This window comes from Enterobacter sp. PL_is511, from assembly GCF_055816065.1.
Genome location: NZ_JBVPGP010000013.1, coordinates 1 through 16,567, shown reverse-complemented (window position 1 = coordinate 16,567; position 16,567 = coordinate 1). Strand labels below are relative to the sequence as shown.

Below are 16,567 nucleotides of genomic sequence, written 5' to 3'. Positions count from 1 at the left end.
CTCGCGATTCGTTTTGCCGGGTGGCGGCAGTAACCTCAGTTCTGCAACACGGACGACACCAGCAGCTGGGTGTACGGATGGTGCGGATCGTCGAGCACACGGTCGGTTAACCCACTTTCCACCACCTGACCCTGCTTCATCACCAGCAGACGGTCCGCCAGCAGGCGCGCAACGCCCAGATCGTGGGTGACAATGACCACCGCAAGGTTCAGATCTACCACCAGGCCGCGCAGCAGGTCGAGCAGGCGCGCCTGCACGGAGACGTCCAGCCCGCCGGTGGGTTCATCCATAAACACCAGCTTCGGATGGGTCACCAGGTTGCGGGCAATCTGCAGGCGCTGCTGCATACCGCCGGAGAAGGTGGTGGGCAGGTCGTCGATGCGCGAGGCGGGGATTTCAACTTCTTCCAGCCAGTGCTGCGCCGTAGCGCGGATATTGCCGTAGTGGCGCGCGCCGGTGGCCATCAGGCGTTCGCCGATGTTGCCCCCGGCAGAGACCTGACGGCGCAGGCCGTCCATCGGGTGTTGATGCACCACGCCCCACTCGGTGCGCAGCAGGCGGCGGCGCTCGCCCTCGCTCATGCCGTAGAGGGAGTGTCCCTGATAGAGTATCTCGCCGTGTTGCGGCGCGAGGCGCGCGGAGATGGACTTCAGCAGGGTGGTTTTGCCGGAGCCGGACTCGCCGACGATCCCCAGCACTTCGCCCGGCCACAGCTCGAACGACACGTCGCTGAAGCCTTTGCCCGGCGCGTACAGGTGGGTCAGGTTGTTAACCGAAAGCAGCGGTTTCATTGGCCGTTCGCCTCGCTCTGTTGGCGGCAGAAATCGGTGTCGGAGCAGACAAACATCCGTTTGCCCGTGTCATCCAGCACCACTTCATCCAGATAGCTGTGTTTGGATCCGCAGATGGCGCACGGCTCATCCCACTCCTGCACCGTAAACGGGTGATCGTCGAAATCCAGGCTTTCGACACGCGTGTAAGGCGGGACGGCGTAGATGCGCTTTTCGCGCCCGGCGCCGAACAGCTGCAGGGCGGGCATCATGTCCATCTTCGGGTTATCGAATTTCGGGATCGGCGACGGATCCATGACGTAGCGCCCATTCACCTTCACCGGGTAGGCGTAGGTGGTGGCGATATGGCCGAAGCGGGCGATATCCTCATACAGCTTCACCTGCATGACGCCGTACTCTTCCAGGGCGTGCATGGTGCGGGTTTCGGTTTCGCGCGGCTCGATAAAGCGCAGCGGCTCCGGAATTGGCACCTGGAAAATCAAAATCTGATCTTCAGCGAGCGGGGTTTCCGGAATGCGGTGGCGGGTCTGGATCAGCGTCGCGTCTTCGGTTTTTTCCGTGGTCGCGACGCCCGTTACCCGCTGAAAGAAGCTGCGGATCGACACGGCGTTGGTGGTGTCGTCCGCGCCCTGGTCGATGACCTTCAGCACGTCCGCCTCGCCGATCACGCTGGCGGTGATCTGAATACCGCCCGTGCCCCAGCCGTAGGGCATCGGCATTTCGCGGCCGCCGAACGGCACCTGATAGCCCGGAATGGCCACCGCTTTTAAGATGGCGCGGCGGATCATGCGTTTGGTTTGCTCATCCAGATAGGCAAAGTTGTAGCCGCTTAAGTTAGCCATGTTTGCGCTCCCGTTGCAGGCGTTTCAGCAGTTCCAGTTCGGCCTGGAAATCGACGTAGTGCGGCAGCTTGAGGTGCGAGACAAAGCCCGCGGCCTCAACGTTATCCGCGTGGGCCAGCACGAACTCTTCGTCCTGCGCCGGGCCTGCAACGTGCTCGCCGTAGTCCGGTGCCTGCAGCGCACGGTCAACCAGCGCCATCGCCATGGCCTTGCGCTCGCCGAGGCCAAACACCAGCCCGTAGCCGCGGGTAAAGTGCGGGTCTTCATTTTCGGGCGCGACAAAACCGTTCACCATTTCGCATTCGGTCATCAGCAGTTCGCCGACGTTGACGGCAAATCCCAGCTCTTCCGGCACGATTTCGACGTCGATATAGCCGCTGCGGATCTCGGCCGCAAACGGGTGGTTGCGCCCGTAGCCGCGCTGGGTGGAGTAGGCCAGCGCCAGCAGATAGCCTTCGTCGCCGCGCATCAGCTGCTGCAGGCGGGACGAGCGCGAGCACGGGTAAACCGGCGGCGTGCGGGTGATGTCATCCGGCTGCGCGTCTGAATCCTCTTCCGCCTTCGCCAGACCCTGTTTCGCCAGCAGGCTGAAAACGTGCGGAGACGGTTCTTGTTCGGCGTCAGAGGTACTGAGCGGCGGGGTTTCGCCGTTCGCCAGCAGGGTAAAATCCAGCAGGCGGTGGGTGTAGTCACAGGTAGGGCCAAGCAGCTGGCCGCCGGGAATGTCTTTATAAACGGCAGAAATGCGGCGCTCCAGGCGCATCTCCGCCGTGTTCACCGGCTCGCTGACCGCCAGTTTGGCAAGCGTGGTGCGGTAGGCGCGCAGCAGGAATATAGCTTCCACGTTATCGCCGCTGGCCTGCTTCAGGGCCAGCGCCGCCAGCTCGCGGTCGGCGATGCCACCTTCGGTCATCACCCGGTCGACGGCGAGGTTAAGCTGCTGTTCAATCTGGGCGACGCGCAGCTCGGGCAGCCGTTCATCGCCCCGTCGTCTGTGCGCCTGCAGCGCATGGGCGGCGGCGATGGCCTTCTCGCCCCCTTTGACGGCAACGTACATCAGCACACCTCCACGTGGGTGGTCCGCGGGATCGCCAGCAGGCGCTCGCCGCAGGTCAGGATCAGGTCAATGCCCAGCGGGAACGGGTGCGGGCGCTCGGTCAGCTCGTGAATGATGCACTCCGGCAGCTGTGGCGCGACCATGCGCTCGTCGGCGATGCCTGCCCCCGTGAGGCGCAGCATGCGGCCGCCGCTGAGGCTGGAGACCTGCAAAATCAGCGTGGCGCTGGTCTCCGGGGCGACGGCGCTGCCTTCGCTCAGGTCGTTGAGCTGCTCGTGGCTGATGTGCTCGTCGGCCACGGCAAAGACCGCCTGCCGGGGCTGATCGACCAGCGGGGCGCCGGTGTGAAAGCGCAGGTTCTGGCTGGCGATGTCGTTCGACAGCGCGCCCGAAAGCCATACCGGGGTGTCGTTATCGGCAAGCGTCAGCAGCACGCTGGTGGTGGCCAGATTCAGCGGCAGCCAGCCCTGGGAGAGCTGGTGCAGCGAAACAATCACGCCCGGCTCGCTCATCGCTTTCAGCAGGCGACGAAAACTGTGTTGGGCATCCTGGACGGCCAGGGTAAAAGCAGGTTGAAGCGTCATGCGTTGTCTCCGCGAACGAGCGTAAAGAAGTCGACCCGGCTGGTGTTTACTTCGGCCTGACGTGCGGCAATGCGCGCGGCGCGGTCGGCTTCCAGTGGGGCAATAAGGGTTTCCATTAACGTCTGGAAATAGGACTGTTCCTGTAAAAGCGCGTCGATCACCGCGCAGCGCTCGGCGTGCGCTTTGTCGCGCCCGAGCACGTAGCTGTAGCCCAGCGTGCCGCTGTTCAGACGGATCGCCGCGCGGGTGAGGGTGGCGTCTCCGGCGAAGAAGCGCTCGCCGGTGCCGCCCATGCGCGCCTGGATCTGAACGAGGCCGATCTCCGGGGCGCGGAGGGTGTCGTAATCGGGTGCCAGACTAAGGGCGCTCATGCGGGCAGAGAGCGCGGCAGGCTGGCTGTGGGCCAGCACGCGCATCCAGCGCTGTCGGGTGGCGGTGTCGAAGTGCATTCAGTGCTCCATGGTGAATTCGATCATGTCGGCGCGGGTCAGGCTGACGGAGTATTCCGTCGCGTCGATCTCGCCGTCACGGTGGTTGAGGGTGCGTACGCAGAGCAGCGGGGCCATATTGGGAATTTCGAGCACCTTGCTCTCTTTCGCCTGCGCGCGACGGGCGCTGATGCGCGTCTGGGTGCGCTTGAGTGCAATGCCTGTCGCATCCTGAAGAAAATCATGCAGCGACCCGCTGGAGAAATTCTGCAGCACGGGCCAGAGGGCGAGGTCCGCGAAGTAGTGGTCTATCTGGCATACCGCCACGCCGTTAACGCGACGCAGGGTGCGCAGGTGGATGACGTTATCGCCCTCCTGAATCCCCAGCGCGTCCGCCACGTGGCTGGAGGCCGGACGCAATACCGAGAGCAGCTTTTCGCTGGTCGGGTGGCTGCCCTGATCAAGCAGGTTCTGGCTAAAGCGCGCCTGGGCGTTAAGCGGGTAGTCGAACGGGCGCATCAGCACCAGCACGCCCACGCCCTGACGGCGCTGGACCCAGCCGCGCTCGACCAGCTGGTCAATGGCGCGGCGCAGGGTGTGTCGGTTCACCTCATAGCGGTCGGCAAGCTGCTGCTCGGCGGGGAGGTAGTCTCCACAGCGGTAGTGCGTGCGCAACTCCACTTCGAGCTTTGCCGCAATCTCTTGCCAGCGGGTGGGGTAACTGGTCGGATGTCTGGATAAGTGCATAGAAAACAAAGCCTCGCTTCTCAGATGAAGTGCTTACGCAAACGTTGAGAGAGGAAATCCAGCAGGCTGACGGTGACGATGATGAGTACCATCAGGGCGCAGGTTTGCTGGAACTGGAAACCGCGAATCGCTTCCCACAGGGTGACGCCAATCCCGCCTGCGCCCACCATGCCGACCACGGTGGCGGAGCGGACGTTGGATTCAAAGCGGTACAGGGAGTAGGAGATCAGCAGCGGCATCACCTGCGGCAGAACGCCGTAGAGGATCTCTTCGATTTTGTTGGCACCCGTTGCGCGGATGCCTTCCACCGGGCCGGGCTCGATGGCTTCGACCGCCTCGGAGAGCAGCTTGGAAAGCACGCCGGTCGTGTGGATGAACAGCGCCATTACGCCGGCGAACGGACCCAGGCCGACAGCGACCACGAACAGCATCGCAAAGACCATTTCGTTGATGGCGCGGCAGGCGTCCATCAGGCGGCGCATGGGCTGGTATACCCACCACGGCACGATGTTTTCGGCGCTCATCAGGCCAAATGGAATAGAGAGAACGACGGCAAGGGCGGTGCCCCAGACGGCGATTTGCAGAGTGACCGCCATTTCGCTGAGATAGTCCTGCCACTGGCTGAAGTCCGGCGGGAAGAAGTCGGCGGCGAAGGTCGCCATGTTGCCCGCGTCTTTGAAGAGCAGCAGCGGATCCATTTCCGCGCCCTTCCAGGAGATAACCAGCACCGCCAGCAGGATGGCCCAGCTAATGAGCGAGAACCAGCTGCGCTTTGGCGGTGGGAGGGTGATGGTTTGCATGTTTGACTCCTTAATCCGTTCTCCCTCTCCCTGTGGGAGAGGGGACTTGAGTTACTGCACCGCTTTATTCACGCTGGTCATCGCGCCGAGCGCGGCGGTCAGGCGGTCGAGGTCTTCAAGCTGGGCCTGAATCGCGGCCACTTTGCTGGTCTTCTCCTCGTCCTTCAGCCCTTTGTTGTCTTTCACGCCCTGCATCTCTTTAAACAGCGCCAGCTGGCGAATCGGGACCAGCTGCAGGTCGCTTGACGGGCGGAACGGTGCCCAGCCCAGACGTTCCAGGACCGCTTTCTCTTCCGGCGTTTTGCCATAGGTCATAAAGAAGTCGTACACCTTGTCCTTGGTGCTTTCGGACAGGTTTTTACGCCACACAATCGGGTCGCCGGGGATCAGCGGGGATTTCCAGATAACCTTGATCTCTTTCAGCTTGTCCGGTGCGGAGGTCTTCAGCTTGTCGAGGTTTTCGGTGTTGTTGGTGGCAACGTCCACCTGCTTGTTGGCGACGGCCAGAGCGTTGGTTTCGTGGCTGGCGTTGACGGTGCGCTTGAAGTCGCTGGCGGAGGCGTTGTTTTTGGCGAAGACGTAGTAGCCAGGGACAAGGTAACCCGAGATGGAGTTCGGATCGCCGTTGCCGAAGGTCAGCTCTTTGCGTTTGGCGAGCATGTCGTTGAGGTTGTTGATCGGGCTGTCTTTGTTGACGATCAGCACGCTCCAGTACCCCGGGGAGCCATCTGCCGCGACGGTCTGGGCAAAGACCTGGCCGTTCGCGCGGTCCACCGCTTCCATGGCGGAGAGGTTGCCGTACCAGGCGATGTCCACTTTGTTAAAGCGCATCCCCTGGATGATGCCCGCGTAGTCCGGGGCGAAGAAGGCGTTCACTTTGATCCCCAGCTTGGTTTCCATATCTTTCAGGAACGGTTCCCACTGGGGTTTCAGGTTCTGCTGTGATTCCGTCGAAATAATGCCGAAGTTCAGCGCTTTTTCCTGCTCTTGTGCATACGCCGGGCTTAGGAGGGTGCTGAGGCTGAACATGCTGGTAAAGGCCAGCGCGGCAACGGCTTTGTAGCTCATGTACTTTCCTCGGATCGGGTTTAATTAAGCAGCCTGCGCGTTCTCTTCGACGCGGTTAATGCTGCGGTAGAGATGGTCAAAACGTTCGTTATCAAACTGATGGCTCGCGCCATCAAAGAACACGTGCCCCTGACGCAGGGCGACAATGCGTTCGCAGTAGCGTAGGGCGTAATCCACCTGATGCAGCGTGACCACCACGGTAATGCCGTCGTTCTGGTTAATGTCGCGCAGGGTCTCCATCACGATGCGGGCGGACTCCGGGTCCAGCGAGGCAATGGGTTCGTCAGCAAGAATGATTTGCGCTTTCTGCATCAGGGCGCGGGCAATGGCGACGCGCTGCTGCTGTCCACCGGACAGGGTGGAAACGCGCTGGTGGGCGAAATGCGCCATGCCGACGCGGGTCAGCGCCTGTAAGGCTTCCTGCTTTTGGGAAGGGGAGAACCAGCGCAGGCAGGTACGCCAGAACGGGGTGCTGCCGAGCGCGCCAATCAGCACGTTCTCCAGCACCGTCAGGCGGTTTACCAGGTTGAACTGCTGGAAGATGTAGCCCGTCTGGGCACGGCTCTTGCGGATATCGCTCGCCAGACGCCCCGCGCGCTGCACGGTATTACCCAGCAGCTCTACGTGGCTTTCCGGCGTTTTATCGCCGGTGATAAGCCCGCTCAAATGGCGCAGAAGGGTGGATTTACCCGAGCCGGAAGGCCCGAGAAGCGCCACCATATCGCCCTGCCGGACGGTCAGATCAACGGCATGCAGAGCCTTGTTGTGATTGAAGGTCTTGCTCAGTTTCTCGACGCGGATGACAGTTTGCATGTGCTGGGCCTCACGATAAATGTGGCCTCATGCTGGCGCATCAATGTGACATTTGGGTTAAGTGCAGGTTGCGGGAGTTTGAAGAGTTGAGCGGAGTTTGATGACAATCATCGTAGGCCCGGTCAGCGCAGCGCCACCGGCGCTGTGGGCGGATGCGCTGCGCGTGTCCTGCCTACGACGTTTGTTGCTTGACGACGTTAATCATCCACGGCACGCCGTATTTGTCGGTGACTTTACCGAAACCGTGCGCCCAGAAGGTTTCCTGCCAGGCCATTTCGATATTCCCGCCATCGGCAAGGTTGTCGAACCAGCGTTTGCCTTCATCGACATCCTGGGTGTCGAGCACCAGCGTAAAGCCCGCGTACTGTGCGTTGCTGCCCGGCGGCATCCCATCGCTCATCATGATATCGCTGCCTGCAATGCGGACGTTGGAGTGAGCGATAGCGGAATCCGGAAATTTCATACCGGACGGACAGCCTTCCTCGCTGTTATCGCTTTTTGGCATTTCGCCGAAGGTGATTTTATAGAGAGGCTCTGCGCCGACGGCTTGCTGGTAGAAGGCGGTGGCCTCTGCGCAGTTGCCGGCGAAAGAGATGTAGGGACTTAACGGCATAATCTTTACCTCACGTAAGAAAAGCCCATTAAGTGTAGTTCCCGAAAGCCCGGTAAGCGAAGCGCCACCGGGCGGGTAAATCAGTTCTTTTTCACGAACTCTGATTTCAGTTTCATCGGACCGAAGCCGTCAATTTTGCAGTCGATATTATGATCGCCTTCCACCAGACGGATATTCTTCACTTTGGTGCCAATCTTCAGCATGGAAGAACTGCCTTTCACTTTCAGGTCTTTAATCACGGTTACGCTGTCGCCGTCCGCCAGCAGATTGCCGTTCGCATCTTTTACGACAAGTGCATCAGCATCGTGTGATGGTTCGGCATCATTCCATTCGTGAGCGCATTCCGGGCAGATGAACATGCCATTATCTTCATAGGTGTATTCAGAATTGCATTTCGGGCAGTGTGGGAGTGACATATCGGTATCCTCAAAAAGTGTAAACGCGCTGGAAGTGCCAGCTAAATGACGGCAGTGTGCCGAAAAAGGCGGCAAGTATAGCGCAAATCCACATGGTTGTCGGTGATATTGTGAATTAAAAAAGATGCAAAAAGCGTATCGGGAGTGACACTTCCTGTCAGTCAGTTAAGCGATGCTTACGTCATTAGCACGGTGGGAAAAAATTGATGCTAAATATATCGAATATTTTATTGCAGCAAATTGCTACGCCCCTCCATTTCGGATAAGGTGAAGCAACACATCGTTATTTATCTCCTGACCTCGCTGCCATACATATCTTTTGGCAGGGGCGTATTACCTCTCTTTTTAGATGGGTAAATAATGATGATATATCCTGAAGTTTCTTAAAATTGGGCTACGCTTTTTTCTTTTGGCTGTCAGGCCAGGAGCAGAGCTTCACACGCCATGCAAGGATAGCGAATTATTTCTGATTATCATCAATCAGTTATATTTCGGCGAACATGTTTTCCACACGTGATCATATAAGCCTGAACAACATAATTAATACCAGTGGCTTAATAAAAGTAATAAATTTGCGTTAAGGAAAGTCTTTTATCATGCACACACAGACCATTTTTGAATTAAGCCAGGAAGCCGAGCGTTTGTTACAGCTCGCCCTGCAAAATCTTGATACGTTGAAATCAATGCCGGCTGCGATGCTGGAGAGCACAGCGGCTGCCATTACGGGTGAAAAGAACAACGTTTTACCTTTGCATTTTAGCGCGCGCGGCGTCGATGCACAGCAGGCGATGCTGAATAATGAATTACGGAAAATAACCCGGCTGGAAATGGTCCTGGCTATTGTTGGCACCATGAAAGCGGGGAAATCGACCACCATTAATGCGATTGTAGGGACCGAAGTGTTGCCGAACCGCAATCGTCCGATGACGGCGCTTCCCACCCTGATTCGGCACACGCCGGGTCAGAAGGACCCGGTGCTGCATTTTTCACATGCCTCGCCGATTGATGAATTGATTCAACTGCTCCAGAAAAAGCTATGCGATTACGATCGGGGGAAGCTGGCCCAGCATCTTGAAATTGATAAAGACATGAATACGCTGCTGGAGCGCATTGAAAAAGGAGAAGCTTTTGAGAAGCATCACCTTGGCGCGCAGCCGATATTTCATTGTCTGAAAAGCCTCAACGACCTGGTGAGACTTTCCCAGGCGTTAGGTGTGGCGTTTCCGTTCTCTGAATATGCGGCTATCGAACATATTCCGGTCATTGAAGTGGAGTTCGTGCATCTTGCGGGTCTGGATGCTCATCTCGGACAGCTGACGCTGCTCGATACGCCCGGGCCGAATGAGGCCGGACAGCCACATCTGCAAAAAATGCTCAACGAGCAATTGTCCCGTGCGTCGGCGGTGCTGGCCGTGATGGATTATACCCAGCTTAAATCCATCTCTGATGAAGAAGTTCGCCAGGCCATTTCCGCGGCGGGAAAATCAGTGCCGTTGTATGCGCTGGTCAATAAATTCGATCAGAAAGATCGCAATAGCGACGATGAAGAGCAGGTCCGGGCGATGATCTCCGGTACCTTAATGAAGGGCAATATTTCGCCTGGTCAGATCTACCCCGTTTCATCCATGTGGGCATATCTGGCGAACCGCGCGCGCTACGAGATGAGTACCCACGGACAGCTGCCGGATCATCAGGAGCAGCCCTGGGTGCAGGATTTTGCCGAGGCTGCGCTTGGACGTCGCTGGCGCACGGCGGACCTGGACGATATCGATCATATTCGTCATTCTGCCGATTTGCTCTGGGAAGATTCGCTGTTTGAACAACCCATACGCAAATTGATTTACGCCGCCTATGCCAATGCCTCGCTATACGCGCTGCGTTCGGCTTCGCATAAGCTCCTTAATTACGCACAAAATGCCCGGGAGTACCTCGACTTCCGCTATCAGGGTCTGACGGTTGCCTTTGAGGCGCTGGAATTGAATATTGCACGTCTGGAAGAGGACACGGCGCTTCTTCAGACGCGCCAGTGCGTCGTGAGCGATGAGGTGAAACATGAAGTTGAGGAGGCGCTGAACGCCACTGCGGACTTTATGGGGGCCCAAAAAACCGCGCTTAACCAGGCGATTGGCGAGGTGTTCAGCGCTCGGCATATTCTTGATTTGGCAGGCATCGCTCGGCAGAACCCTCACGGTGGCGAGCCGCACGAGCTGAAGCAGCTGGTTCTGGACGATGAAGGGCAGGCGCAGATCGCGCTGAGTAAAATCCGCTCCTCCTGCGAGCTGGTGATGCTGGATGCGCAGACGAAGATTTGCCGGGAGCTGGCGTTACGCTTCGACCAGCTTGAGTCTACGCTGGCACGCTCCCTGAACGAAGCCATGCGCCCTATCGAAGCACGTATTAAAGAGCATCTGAGCCATGCGGGTTTTCGGGCGCGAATCAGTTTCCCAGCGTTTCAGGCGAGCCAGCTTAACTTCAATACGCGGGCGCTGTTTAACGATGCGATTGCGCAGGATGACAGTCAGGCAGACCCGCCATCAGGCGGGAGCAGCATGCGGGAAACGGTCTCTCGCTGGCTCAATAATCCGGGCTGGGGCTGGGATGAGTATGTGGAAACGCGCACGCGCTATGTTATCGACATTGCGCAGCTACATGACAAATTTAAGCAACATATTGAGCAGTTTTGTGAACAAATACGTAAAGCTTTGTCCGCGCAGGTCGATGTCTCTGTTACGGCAGGAATGGCAACGTTCTTTGCAGAATTTTCGTTGTGCCTGACCGGGTTACAGGAAAGCTTGCGTGATAGCCTCGCAGTGCGTCAACAGAATGAGCATTCAACCCGAGCGCTCTGCCAGTTGTTGAAGCAAAGTATCACTACTGCGACGTGGATACAGGAAGATACCCGACTGTTACGCGATGATATTCAAACTCTATTCGCGGCAGAGCAACCATGACAACACCACTACTGGACGGTCCCGGGCGAACGCTGGAGTGTATTAATCCAAAATTTATGGTCGATCTGGTGCAGGGGGGAGACGCGGCGCGTCATCCTCACCTGGGACCACAGCAGCTTCAGTTTCGTGAGCGTTTGACGCAGGAAATCATGACGCATACCCGGCTCCGCCCCTGGGCGATGGCGGGGATGCTCAATGAAAATGCGGGGCTGCGCCTGGGGCTGGCGGAAAAACTGGCCGGCATGCTTGATCCGGGTCATCTCGCGCTGACGCTGATGGCTGAGAAGCTGATTGCTTTGCGCCAGCAGACTCACCCGCGCGCCCCGCAATCCCCTGGGCTGATGCAGCAATACGGTGAACTCGCTTCTCATTTTACCCAACGCGCAGCCTATAAAGAGAAGGCGCTGACCCAGCGCGGGCTCACGGTGCAGGCGGGCGAGCACAGCGAGCAGATTTTCACCCGCTGGCGGGCCGGGCACTATGATGGCTGGTCCCTGGCCGGGCGCTGTTTTATTGTCCTGGAAGAGCTGCGCTGGGGGGCATTTGGTGATGCATGCCGCCTCGCGAATGAAGATGTAGCGGCAATGCTTAAGGATAACCTGCGCAGCATGGCGGCTAACTATCTGGCGCAGGGCATTAATGCGTCACCCACGACCCGCCATTTCTATCACCAGTGGCTGACAACGCCGGCCTCTCCGGGTTTAATCGATCATAAAGACATGCTGGGGTGGCTGGGGGACTGGTGTCAGGCGGATCAACATCCGGTGAGCTGGTCAGTCACGCAAAACTGGCAGACCGTCGCGCTGGGTATGCCGAGGCTCTGTTCGGCAAAACGGCTGGTTGACGGGATGGTGGAAGAGATTTTTGGGTGATCTCTTCCCCCTCACCCTAACCCTCTCCCCGCAGGGGAGAGGGGATGGTTTGGTGCGGTGTGTTAATGATTCATTTCTATTGGTTTCGGTTCAGGCTGGGCCTCTTGCATATTCCCGTAGCGTTTCGCGTACAGCGCCGTGATGATCGGCACCAGAATCGCGGTGACAATGACGCTGGCGGCAACCAGCGCTGTCGCTGAAGCGGCCACCGGTTCGAAGGCCGGGTTAATCTGGGCAATAATCACCGGGTTTGCGACGGCAGCCCCTGCGGCTGAAGAGGCGGCGACGCCGGCCGTGCCGTTTCCTCCTCCGATCACGCGGTCGGCAATGATCAGCGGAATACCGGTAATGACGATCACGGCGACCCCCAGCACAATACCCAGCAGGCCGGTATCGAGGATAACCTTCAGATTAATGGTGTTCCCCAGTGCGAAGCCGAAGAACGGGATCAGCACCGGCGTGGCTTTGCTGAAGAAATCACGCAGATCGTGATCGAGATTGCCAAGGGCAAAGCCGATCAGGAAGGGCAGGATCGCGCCGACAAAGTGGTGGGGTTCAAAAGAGGCCAGGCCAGCAGACCCCAGGATCAGCATCGTCATCAGCGGACCAGATTCCAGAGACATCAACACAAATGCGCCGGACTCTTCTTTCGTCCCATACTGGTTCATCAGGCTGGCGTACAATCCGCCGTTAGTCATATCCATCGCCGAGACAATCGCCAGGACCGATAATCCCGCGAAGAACCCGGTCTGAATTCCAGTCTCCGGGATGAACATCGCGCATATCATTGCTACCGCCCAGGCTACGGCTATTTTGGTTATCACCAGCGTGCCGGATTTCCGTATTACAGTACCTGTTGCCCGCAAATTAATGGATGCGCCGATACAAAAAAACCAGACGGCAAGAATCGGAACCGTGCCCGTTATCATGCCTTTTGTGAAACCGCCAAAATAAGCCCCGGTATCAGGGGCAAGGGTATTCAGGATGGCGCCCAGTACCAGCGGAACCAGCATCATACCGCCGGGTATGCGTTCTATCGTGGCTTTAATCTTCATGGACAAACCTCACATCGGATCCCGCAGGACGGGTGACAGGTGTTAAAAATTAGTCAATAAATTCAATTAATTGCTCTTGTCGTTTGCGGTGTTTTTTCGATAATCCTGCACGCATAATTAAATGTGTGCTCTCGATTAACCTCATTCTGTAAAACATAAAACGCTGAATTCGGATTTATCATGCGATCATTGGAATATCGATTCAATGAAAATAAAACATCGTTTTAGTTATCTTTGTCACATATTCAATGTAAAACCTGAGTCCGGTTCCTGTGGATGGAAATTTATGTAAATTTGATGTGAATTAACGAGGTTTGTTTTTCTGTTACGAAAGAAATAATGACGTGCGTGAGGATGCTCTTTAGGTAGGTTAAGGAAGTGCTTATTGGCACTCCTTGACAAAAATTTGACTAGGTTGACCGGACGCGAAAATATGTGTGAAGTTGATCACAAATATAAACGCTGGTAGGGTAAAAAGGTCATTAACTGCCCAGGCAGGCGTCAACAGGTTCGGTTGTATCGGCGTAAAACGTCAATGTAAGTAAACCTGCTACGCTTGAATAAGGCGATTCGCATGGAGCGGATCCCATGGTTCACAGAACGTAAACTGGACTGTGAAACAGACAGGGCCGAGTCAACGAGGATAGCTATGCTAAGAAGGAAAAAGATTAAACCCATCACACTTCGCGACGTCACCATTATTGATGACGCAAAGCTGCGTAAAGCCATTACCGCAGCCTCGCTCGGTAATGCGATGGAATGGTTCGATTTTGGTGTCTACGGCTTTGTGGCCTATGCGTTAGGTAAAGTGTTTTTCCCCGGGGCCGATCCCAGCCTTCAGATGATTGCCGCACTGGGTACGTTCTCCGTTCCCTTCCTGATTCGCCCGCTGGGTGGACTGTTCTTCGGTATGCTCGGCGATAAATATGGCCGTCAGAAAATTCTTGCCATCACCATCGTCATTATGTCGATCAGTACATTCTGTATCGGCCTTATCCCGTCTTACGCCACCATCGGCATTTGGGCACCGATTCTGCTGCTGATCTGTAAGATGGCACAGGGCTTCTCCGTGGGGGGGGAATACACCGGCGCCTCGATCTTTGTTGCCGAGTACTCTCCGGACCGTAAGCGCGGGTTTATGGGAAGCTGGCTGGACTTCGGCTCGATTGCCGGGTTTGTTCTGGGCGCGGGCGTGGTGGTGCTGATTTCAACCGTAGTGGGGGAAGCGAACTTCCTCGACTGGGGCTGGCGTATCCCGTTCTTCCTGGCATTGCCGCTGGGGATCATTGGTCTCTACCTGCGTCATGCGCTTGAAGAAACGCCCGCGTTCCAGCAGCACGTCGATAAGCTGGAACAGGGTGACCGCGAAGGGCTGCAGGATGGTCCGAAGGTGTCGTTCAAAGAGATTGCCACTAAGCACTGGCGCAGCCTGCTGACCTGTATTGGTCTGGTGATTTCGACCAACGTGACCTACTACATGCTGCTGACCTACATGCCGAGCTATCTGTCGCATAACCTGCACTACTCGGAAGATCACGGTGTCTTGATTATTATCGCCATCATGGTCGGTATGCTGTTTGTGCAGCCGATTATGGGCCTGTTGAGTGACCGTTTTGGCCGTCGACCGTTCATTATTCTGGGAAGCGTTGCGCTGTTTGCGCTGGCAATCCCGGCATTTATTCTGATTAACAGCGATGTGCTGGGGCTAATTTTTGCCGGTCTGCTGATGCTGGCGGTGATCCTTAACTGCTTTATCGGGGTGATGGCCTCAACGCTGCCCGCGATGTTCCCGACCCACATTCGCTACAGCGCGCTGGCCGCGGCCTTTAACATCTCGGTGCTGATTGCCGGTCTGACCCCAACGCTTGCCGCCTCGCTGGTGGAGAGCACGCAGAACCTGATGATGCCGGCTTATTACCTGATGGTGATCGCGGTGATTGGTTTGATTACCGGTATTACCATGAAGGAGACGGCGAATCGTCCTCTGAAAGGCGCCACGCCTGCGGCATCGGATATTCAGGAAGCGAAAGAGATCCTGCGGGAGCACTACGATAACGTAGAGCAGAAGATTGAGGATATTGACGCAGAGATTGAAGAGCTGCAGAAAAAACGCTCCCGACTGGTGGACCAGCATCCACGCATCAACGAGTAATAAAAAAACCCGCCAACGGCGGGTTTTCTTTTATTAGCATCCGGCGGCGATGTAGTCGCCATTGGCACTGATGGGGATCACCGTCAGGAACAGCACCGTCGCGAACAGGATCAGGACTATCCCTCCGGCTATTTTGACTGCCGGTACGAGCCATCTTAATGAGGTGCTTTCTCCGAACCAGCTCACCGTGCGCTCGCGGGCGTAGCGTACTGCCAGTGAAAGCCCCACGATAGAAAGCGCGGTTCCCAAAGACATGGTCATGACTGCGGCCACCCCCCAGGTGACAATGCCCAGCGCGTTCGAAAACATCAGAATCATGATCGCCCCGCTGCACGGGCGTGCGCCAATTGCCAGAATGACACCCAGGCGTGTTTTCCAGTCGCTTTGTGTCAGGTTTGCCCCCACGCCATGATGACCGCAGCCACAGTGCTCATCGTGCTGATGAAGCGGTTTGATGGCTGAGATCGTTAACCTGTGTGGACGCAGGCTCTTCAGCGCCTGGTAAATAACAAACGCGCCAAATGTGCCAATAAGCACTGCACTTATCTTTTCCACGTACCAGCGGCTGGTACTGATATCCCCTGAGGCGAGGTTAAACCCTATAGCCAGAATAAAGACAAAAAGAATGGCGCTGACGCCCTGCATCAGGCTACCCAGGAAGGGGACGACCCGGGCGGCCAGCTCGCTTTCCTTATTGGTGGTCAGATAGGTCGTCACAATGAATTTTCCATGCCCGGGTCCGATGGCGTGAAGGACACCATAAAGGAAAGCTCCCGTTAACAGCCATAATCCGCCGCTGTACTGGTGGTTATTAAGCTGCAGCAGATACATCACCAGATAACGGTGCAGCGTAATTTGTGTGGCGAGACACCACTGGATAAAAGCGTTCCAGTGCGCATGCAGGGTAAAACCGGCAAAGAGGATTGCCAGCAGCATCACTCCTGCTGTAGGGAGACGCCAGTCACGGGCGAGGCGTTGTGTGGTCATGAGGATGGGCCTGCACAGAGGAGAGTATTTGCCGCTAGTATAGTTGATCTTCCCGCGCAATTCGTAGGATCGCATCGCGATCCGCTCATGATTGTGGATAACTTTGTGTATAAAAGGGTATAAGGCGGGGTTTTGCTGGGGAATGCAGCAGTCAGTCATTTTTTTGCAACTTTTCGGTTGCGGTCGTTCGGGAACTCCCTATAATGCGCCTCCATCGACACGGCAGATGTGAATCACTTCACAAACAACCCGGTCGGTTGAAGAGAAAAAATCCTGAAATAACGGGTTGACTCTGAAAGAGGAAAGCGTAATATACGCCACCTCGCAACGGTGAGCGAAAGCCGCGTTGCAACTGCTCTTTAACAATTTATCAGACAATCTGTGTGGGCAC

At 56.8% G+C, this 16,567-nt stretch carries 16 protein-coding genes; 3 read left to right on the top strand and 13 right to left on the bottom strand.

The window, feature by feature from the left end; translation table 11 throughout:
• Positions 1-35 precede the first annotated feature (35 nt).
• The 11 genes from phnK to AC0TN7_RS01365 form a co-directional block, all read right to left on the bottom strand.
• Positions 36-791, bottom strand: coding sequence for a phosphonate C-P lyase system protein PhnK (phnK, locus tag AC0TN7_RS01415; protein ID WP_473701779.1), 756 nt, complete (start codon positions 789-791; stop codon positions 36-38).
• Positions 788-1,633: an alpha-D-ribose 1-methylphosphonate 5-phosphate C-P-lyase PhnJ gene (locus tag AC0TN7_RS01410; protein WP_048990321.1), complete on the bottom strand. Its 846-nt coding sequence runs from the start codon at positions 1,631-1,633 to the stop codon at positions 788-790. Before AC0TN7_RS01410 ends, phnK begins: the two co-directional genes overlap by 4 nt.
• The gene (locus tag AC0TN7_RS01405; RefSeq protein WP_370884577.1) at positions 1,626-2,690 is read right to left on the bottom strand and encodes a carbon-phosphorus lyase complex subunit; all 1,065 of its coding nucleotides are present in this window, start codon (positions 2,688-2,690) and stop codon (positions 1,626-1,628) included. The genes AC0TN7_RS01410 and AC0TN7_RS01405 overlap by 8 nt, the downstream gene beginning before the upstream one ends.
• Entirely contained in the window at positions 2,690-3,274 is a 585-nt protein-coding gene (gene phnH / locus AC0TN7_RS01400; protein ID WP_048990324.1) for a phosphonate C-P lyase system protein PhnH, read from the bottom strand. Before phnH ends, AC0TN7_RS01405 begins: the two co-directional genes overlap by 1 nt.
• Positions 3,271-3,723, bottom strand: coding sequence for a phosphonate C-P lyase system protein PhnG (gene phnG, locus AC0TN7_RS01395; protein WP_148768856.1), 453 nt, complete (start codon positions 3,721-3,723; stop codon positions 3,271-3,273). Before phnG ends, phnH begins: the two co-directional genes overlap by 4 nt.
• Complete coding sequence (gene phnF / locus AC0TN7_RS01390; RefSeq protein WP_020882813.1) at positions 3,724-4,449, bottom strand: phosphonate metabolism transcriptional regulator PhnF; 726 nt, start codon at positions 4,447-4,449, stop codon at positions 3,724-3,726.
• A gap of 20 nt (positions 4,450-4,469) precedes the next feature.
• Positions 4,470-5,249 carry a phosphonate ABC transporter, permease protein PhnE gene (gene phnE / locus AC0TN7_RS01385; protein WP_023334213.1) on the bottom strand — a complete coding sequence of 260 codons (780 nt, stop codon included), beginning with the start codon at positions 5,247-5,249 and terminating at the stop codon, positions 4,470-4,472.
• A gap of 51 nt (positions 5,250-5,300) precedes the next feature.
• On the bottom strand, positions 5,301-6,317 hold the full coding sequence (phnD, locus tag AC0TN7_RS01380; RefSeq protein ID WP_473701778.1) for a phosphonate ABC transporter substrate-binding protein: 1,017 nt from the start codon (positions 6,315-6,317) through the stop codon (positions 5,301-5,303).
• A gap of 24 nt (positions 6,318-6,341) precedes the next feature.
• Positions 6,342-7,130, bottom strand: a complete 789-nt coding sequence (gene phnC / locus AC0TN7_RS01375; protein ID WP_136196026.1) for a phosphonate ABC transporter ATP-binding protein — start codon at positions 7,128-7,130, stop codon at positions 6,342-6,344.
• A 172-nt stretch (positions 7,131-7,302) separates the two neighbouring features.
• The gene (gene yjdN / locus AC0TN7_RS01370; RefSeq protein WP_267215761.1) at positions 7,303-7,743 is read right to left on the bottom strand and encodes a VOC family metalloprotein YjdN; all 441 of its coding nucleotides are present in this window, start codon (positions 7,741-7,743) and stop codon (positions 7,303-7,305) included.
• An 80-nt stretch (positions 7,744-7,823) separates the two neighbouring features.
• Positions 7,824-8,159, bottom strand: a complete 336-nt coding sequence (locus tag AC0TN7_RS01365; RefSeq protein ID WP_023310096.1) for a zinc ribbon domain-containing protein YjdM — start codon at positions 8,157-8,159, stop codon at positions 7,824-7,826.
• Between the two features lie 596 nt (positions 8,160-8,755).
• Here AC0TN7_RS01365 and crfC point away from each other — a divergent pair.
• Both crfC and AC0TN7_RS01355 read left to right on the top strand, forming a co-directional pair.
• The gene (crfC, locus tag AC0TN7_RS01360; protein WP_267215762.1) at positions 8,756-11,110 is read left to right on the top strand and encodes a clamp-binding protein CrfC; all 2,355 of its coding nucleotides are present in this window, start codon (positions 8,756-8,758) and stop codon (positions 11,108-11,110) included.
• Entirely contained in the window at positions 11,107-11,982 is an 876-nt protein-coding gene (locus AC0TN7_RS01355; protein WP_024906760.1) for a diguanylate cyclase regulator RdcB family protein, read from the top strand. Before crfC ends, AC0TN7_RS01355 begins: the two co-directional genes overlap by 4 nt.
• A 62-nt stretch (positions 11,983-12,044) precedes the next feature.
• Here AC0TN7_RS01355 and kdgT read toward each other — a convergent pair whose 3' ends face one another.
• The gene (gene kdgT / locus AC0TN7_RS01350; protein WP_024906761.1) at positions 12,045-13,037 is read right to left on the bottom strand and encodes a 2-keto-3-deoxygluconate transporter; all 993 of its coding nucleotides are present in this window, start codon (positions 13,035-13,037) and stop codon (positions 12,045-12,047) included.
• Between the two features lie 649 nt (positions 13,038-13,686).
• On the opposite strand from kdgT, the gene proP reads away from it, so the two are divergent.
• Entirely contained in the window at positions 13,687-15,189 is a 1,503-nt protein-coding gene (proP, locus tag AC0TN7_RS01345) for a glycine betaine/L-proline transporter ProP (protein ID WP_024906762.1), read from the top strand.
• A gap of 33 nt (positions 15,190-15,222) precedes the next feature.
• On the opposite strand, the gene AC0TN7_RS01340 is transcribed toward proP, so the two are convergent.
• Positions 15,223-16,176, bottom strand: coding sequence for a nickel/cobalt transporter (locus AC0TN7_RS01340; protein ID WP_090420699.1), 954 nt, complete (start codon positions 16,174-16,176; stop codon positions 15,223-15,225).
• Positions 16,177-16,567 lie beyond the last annotated feature (391 nt).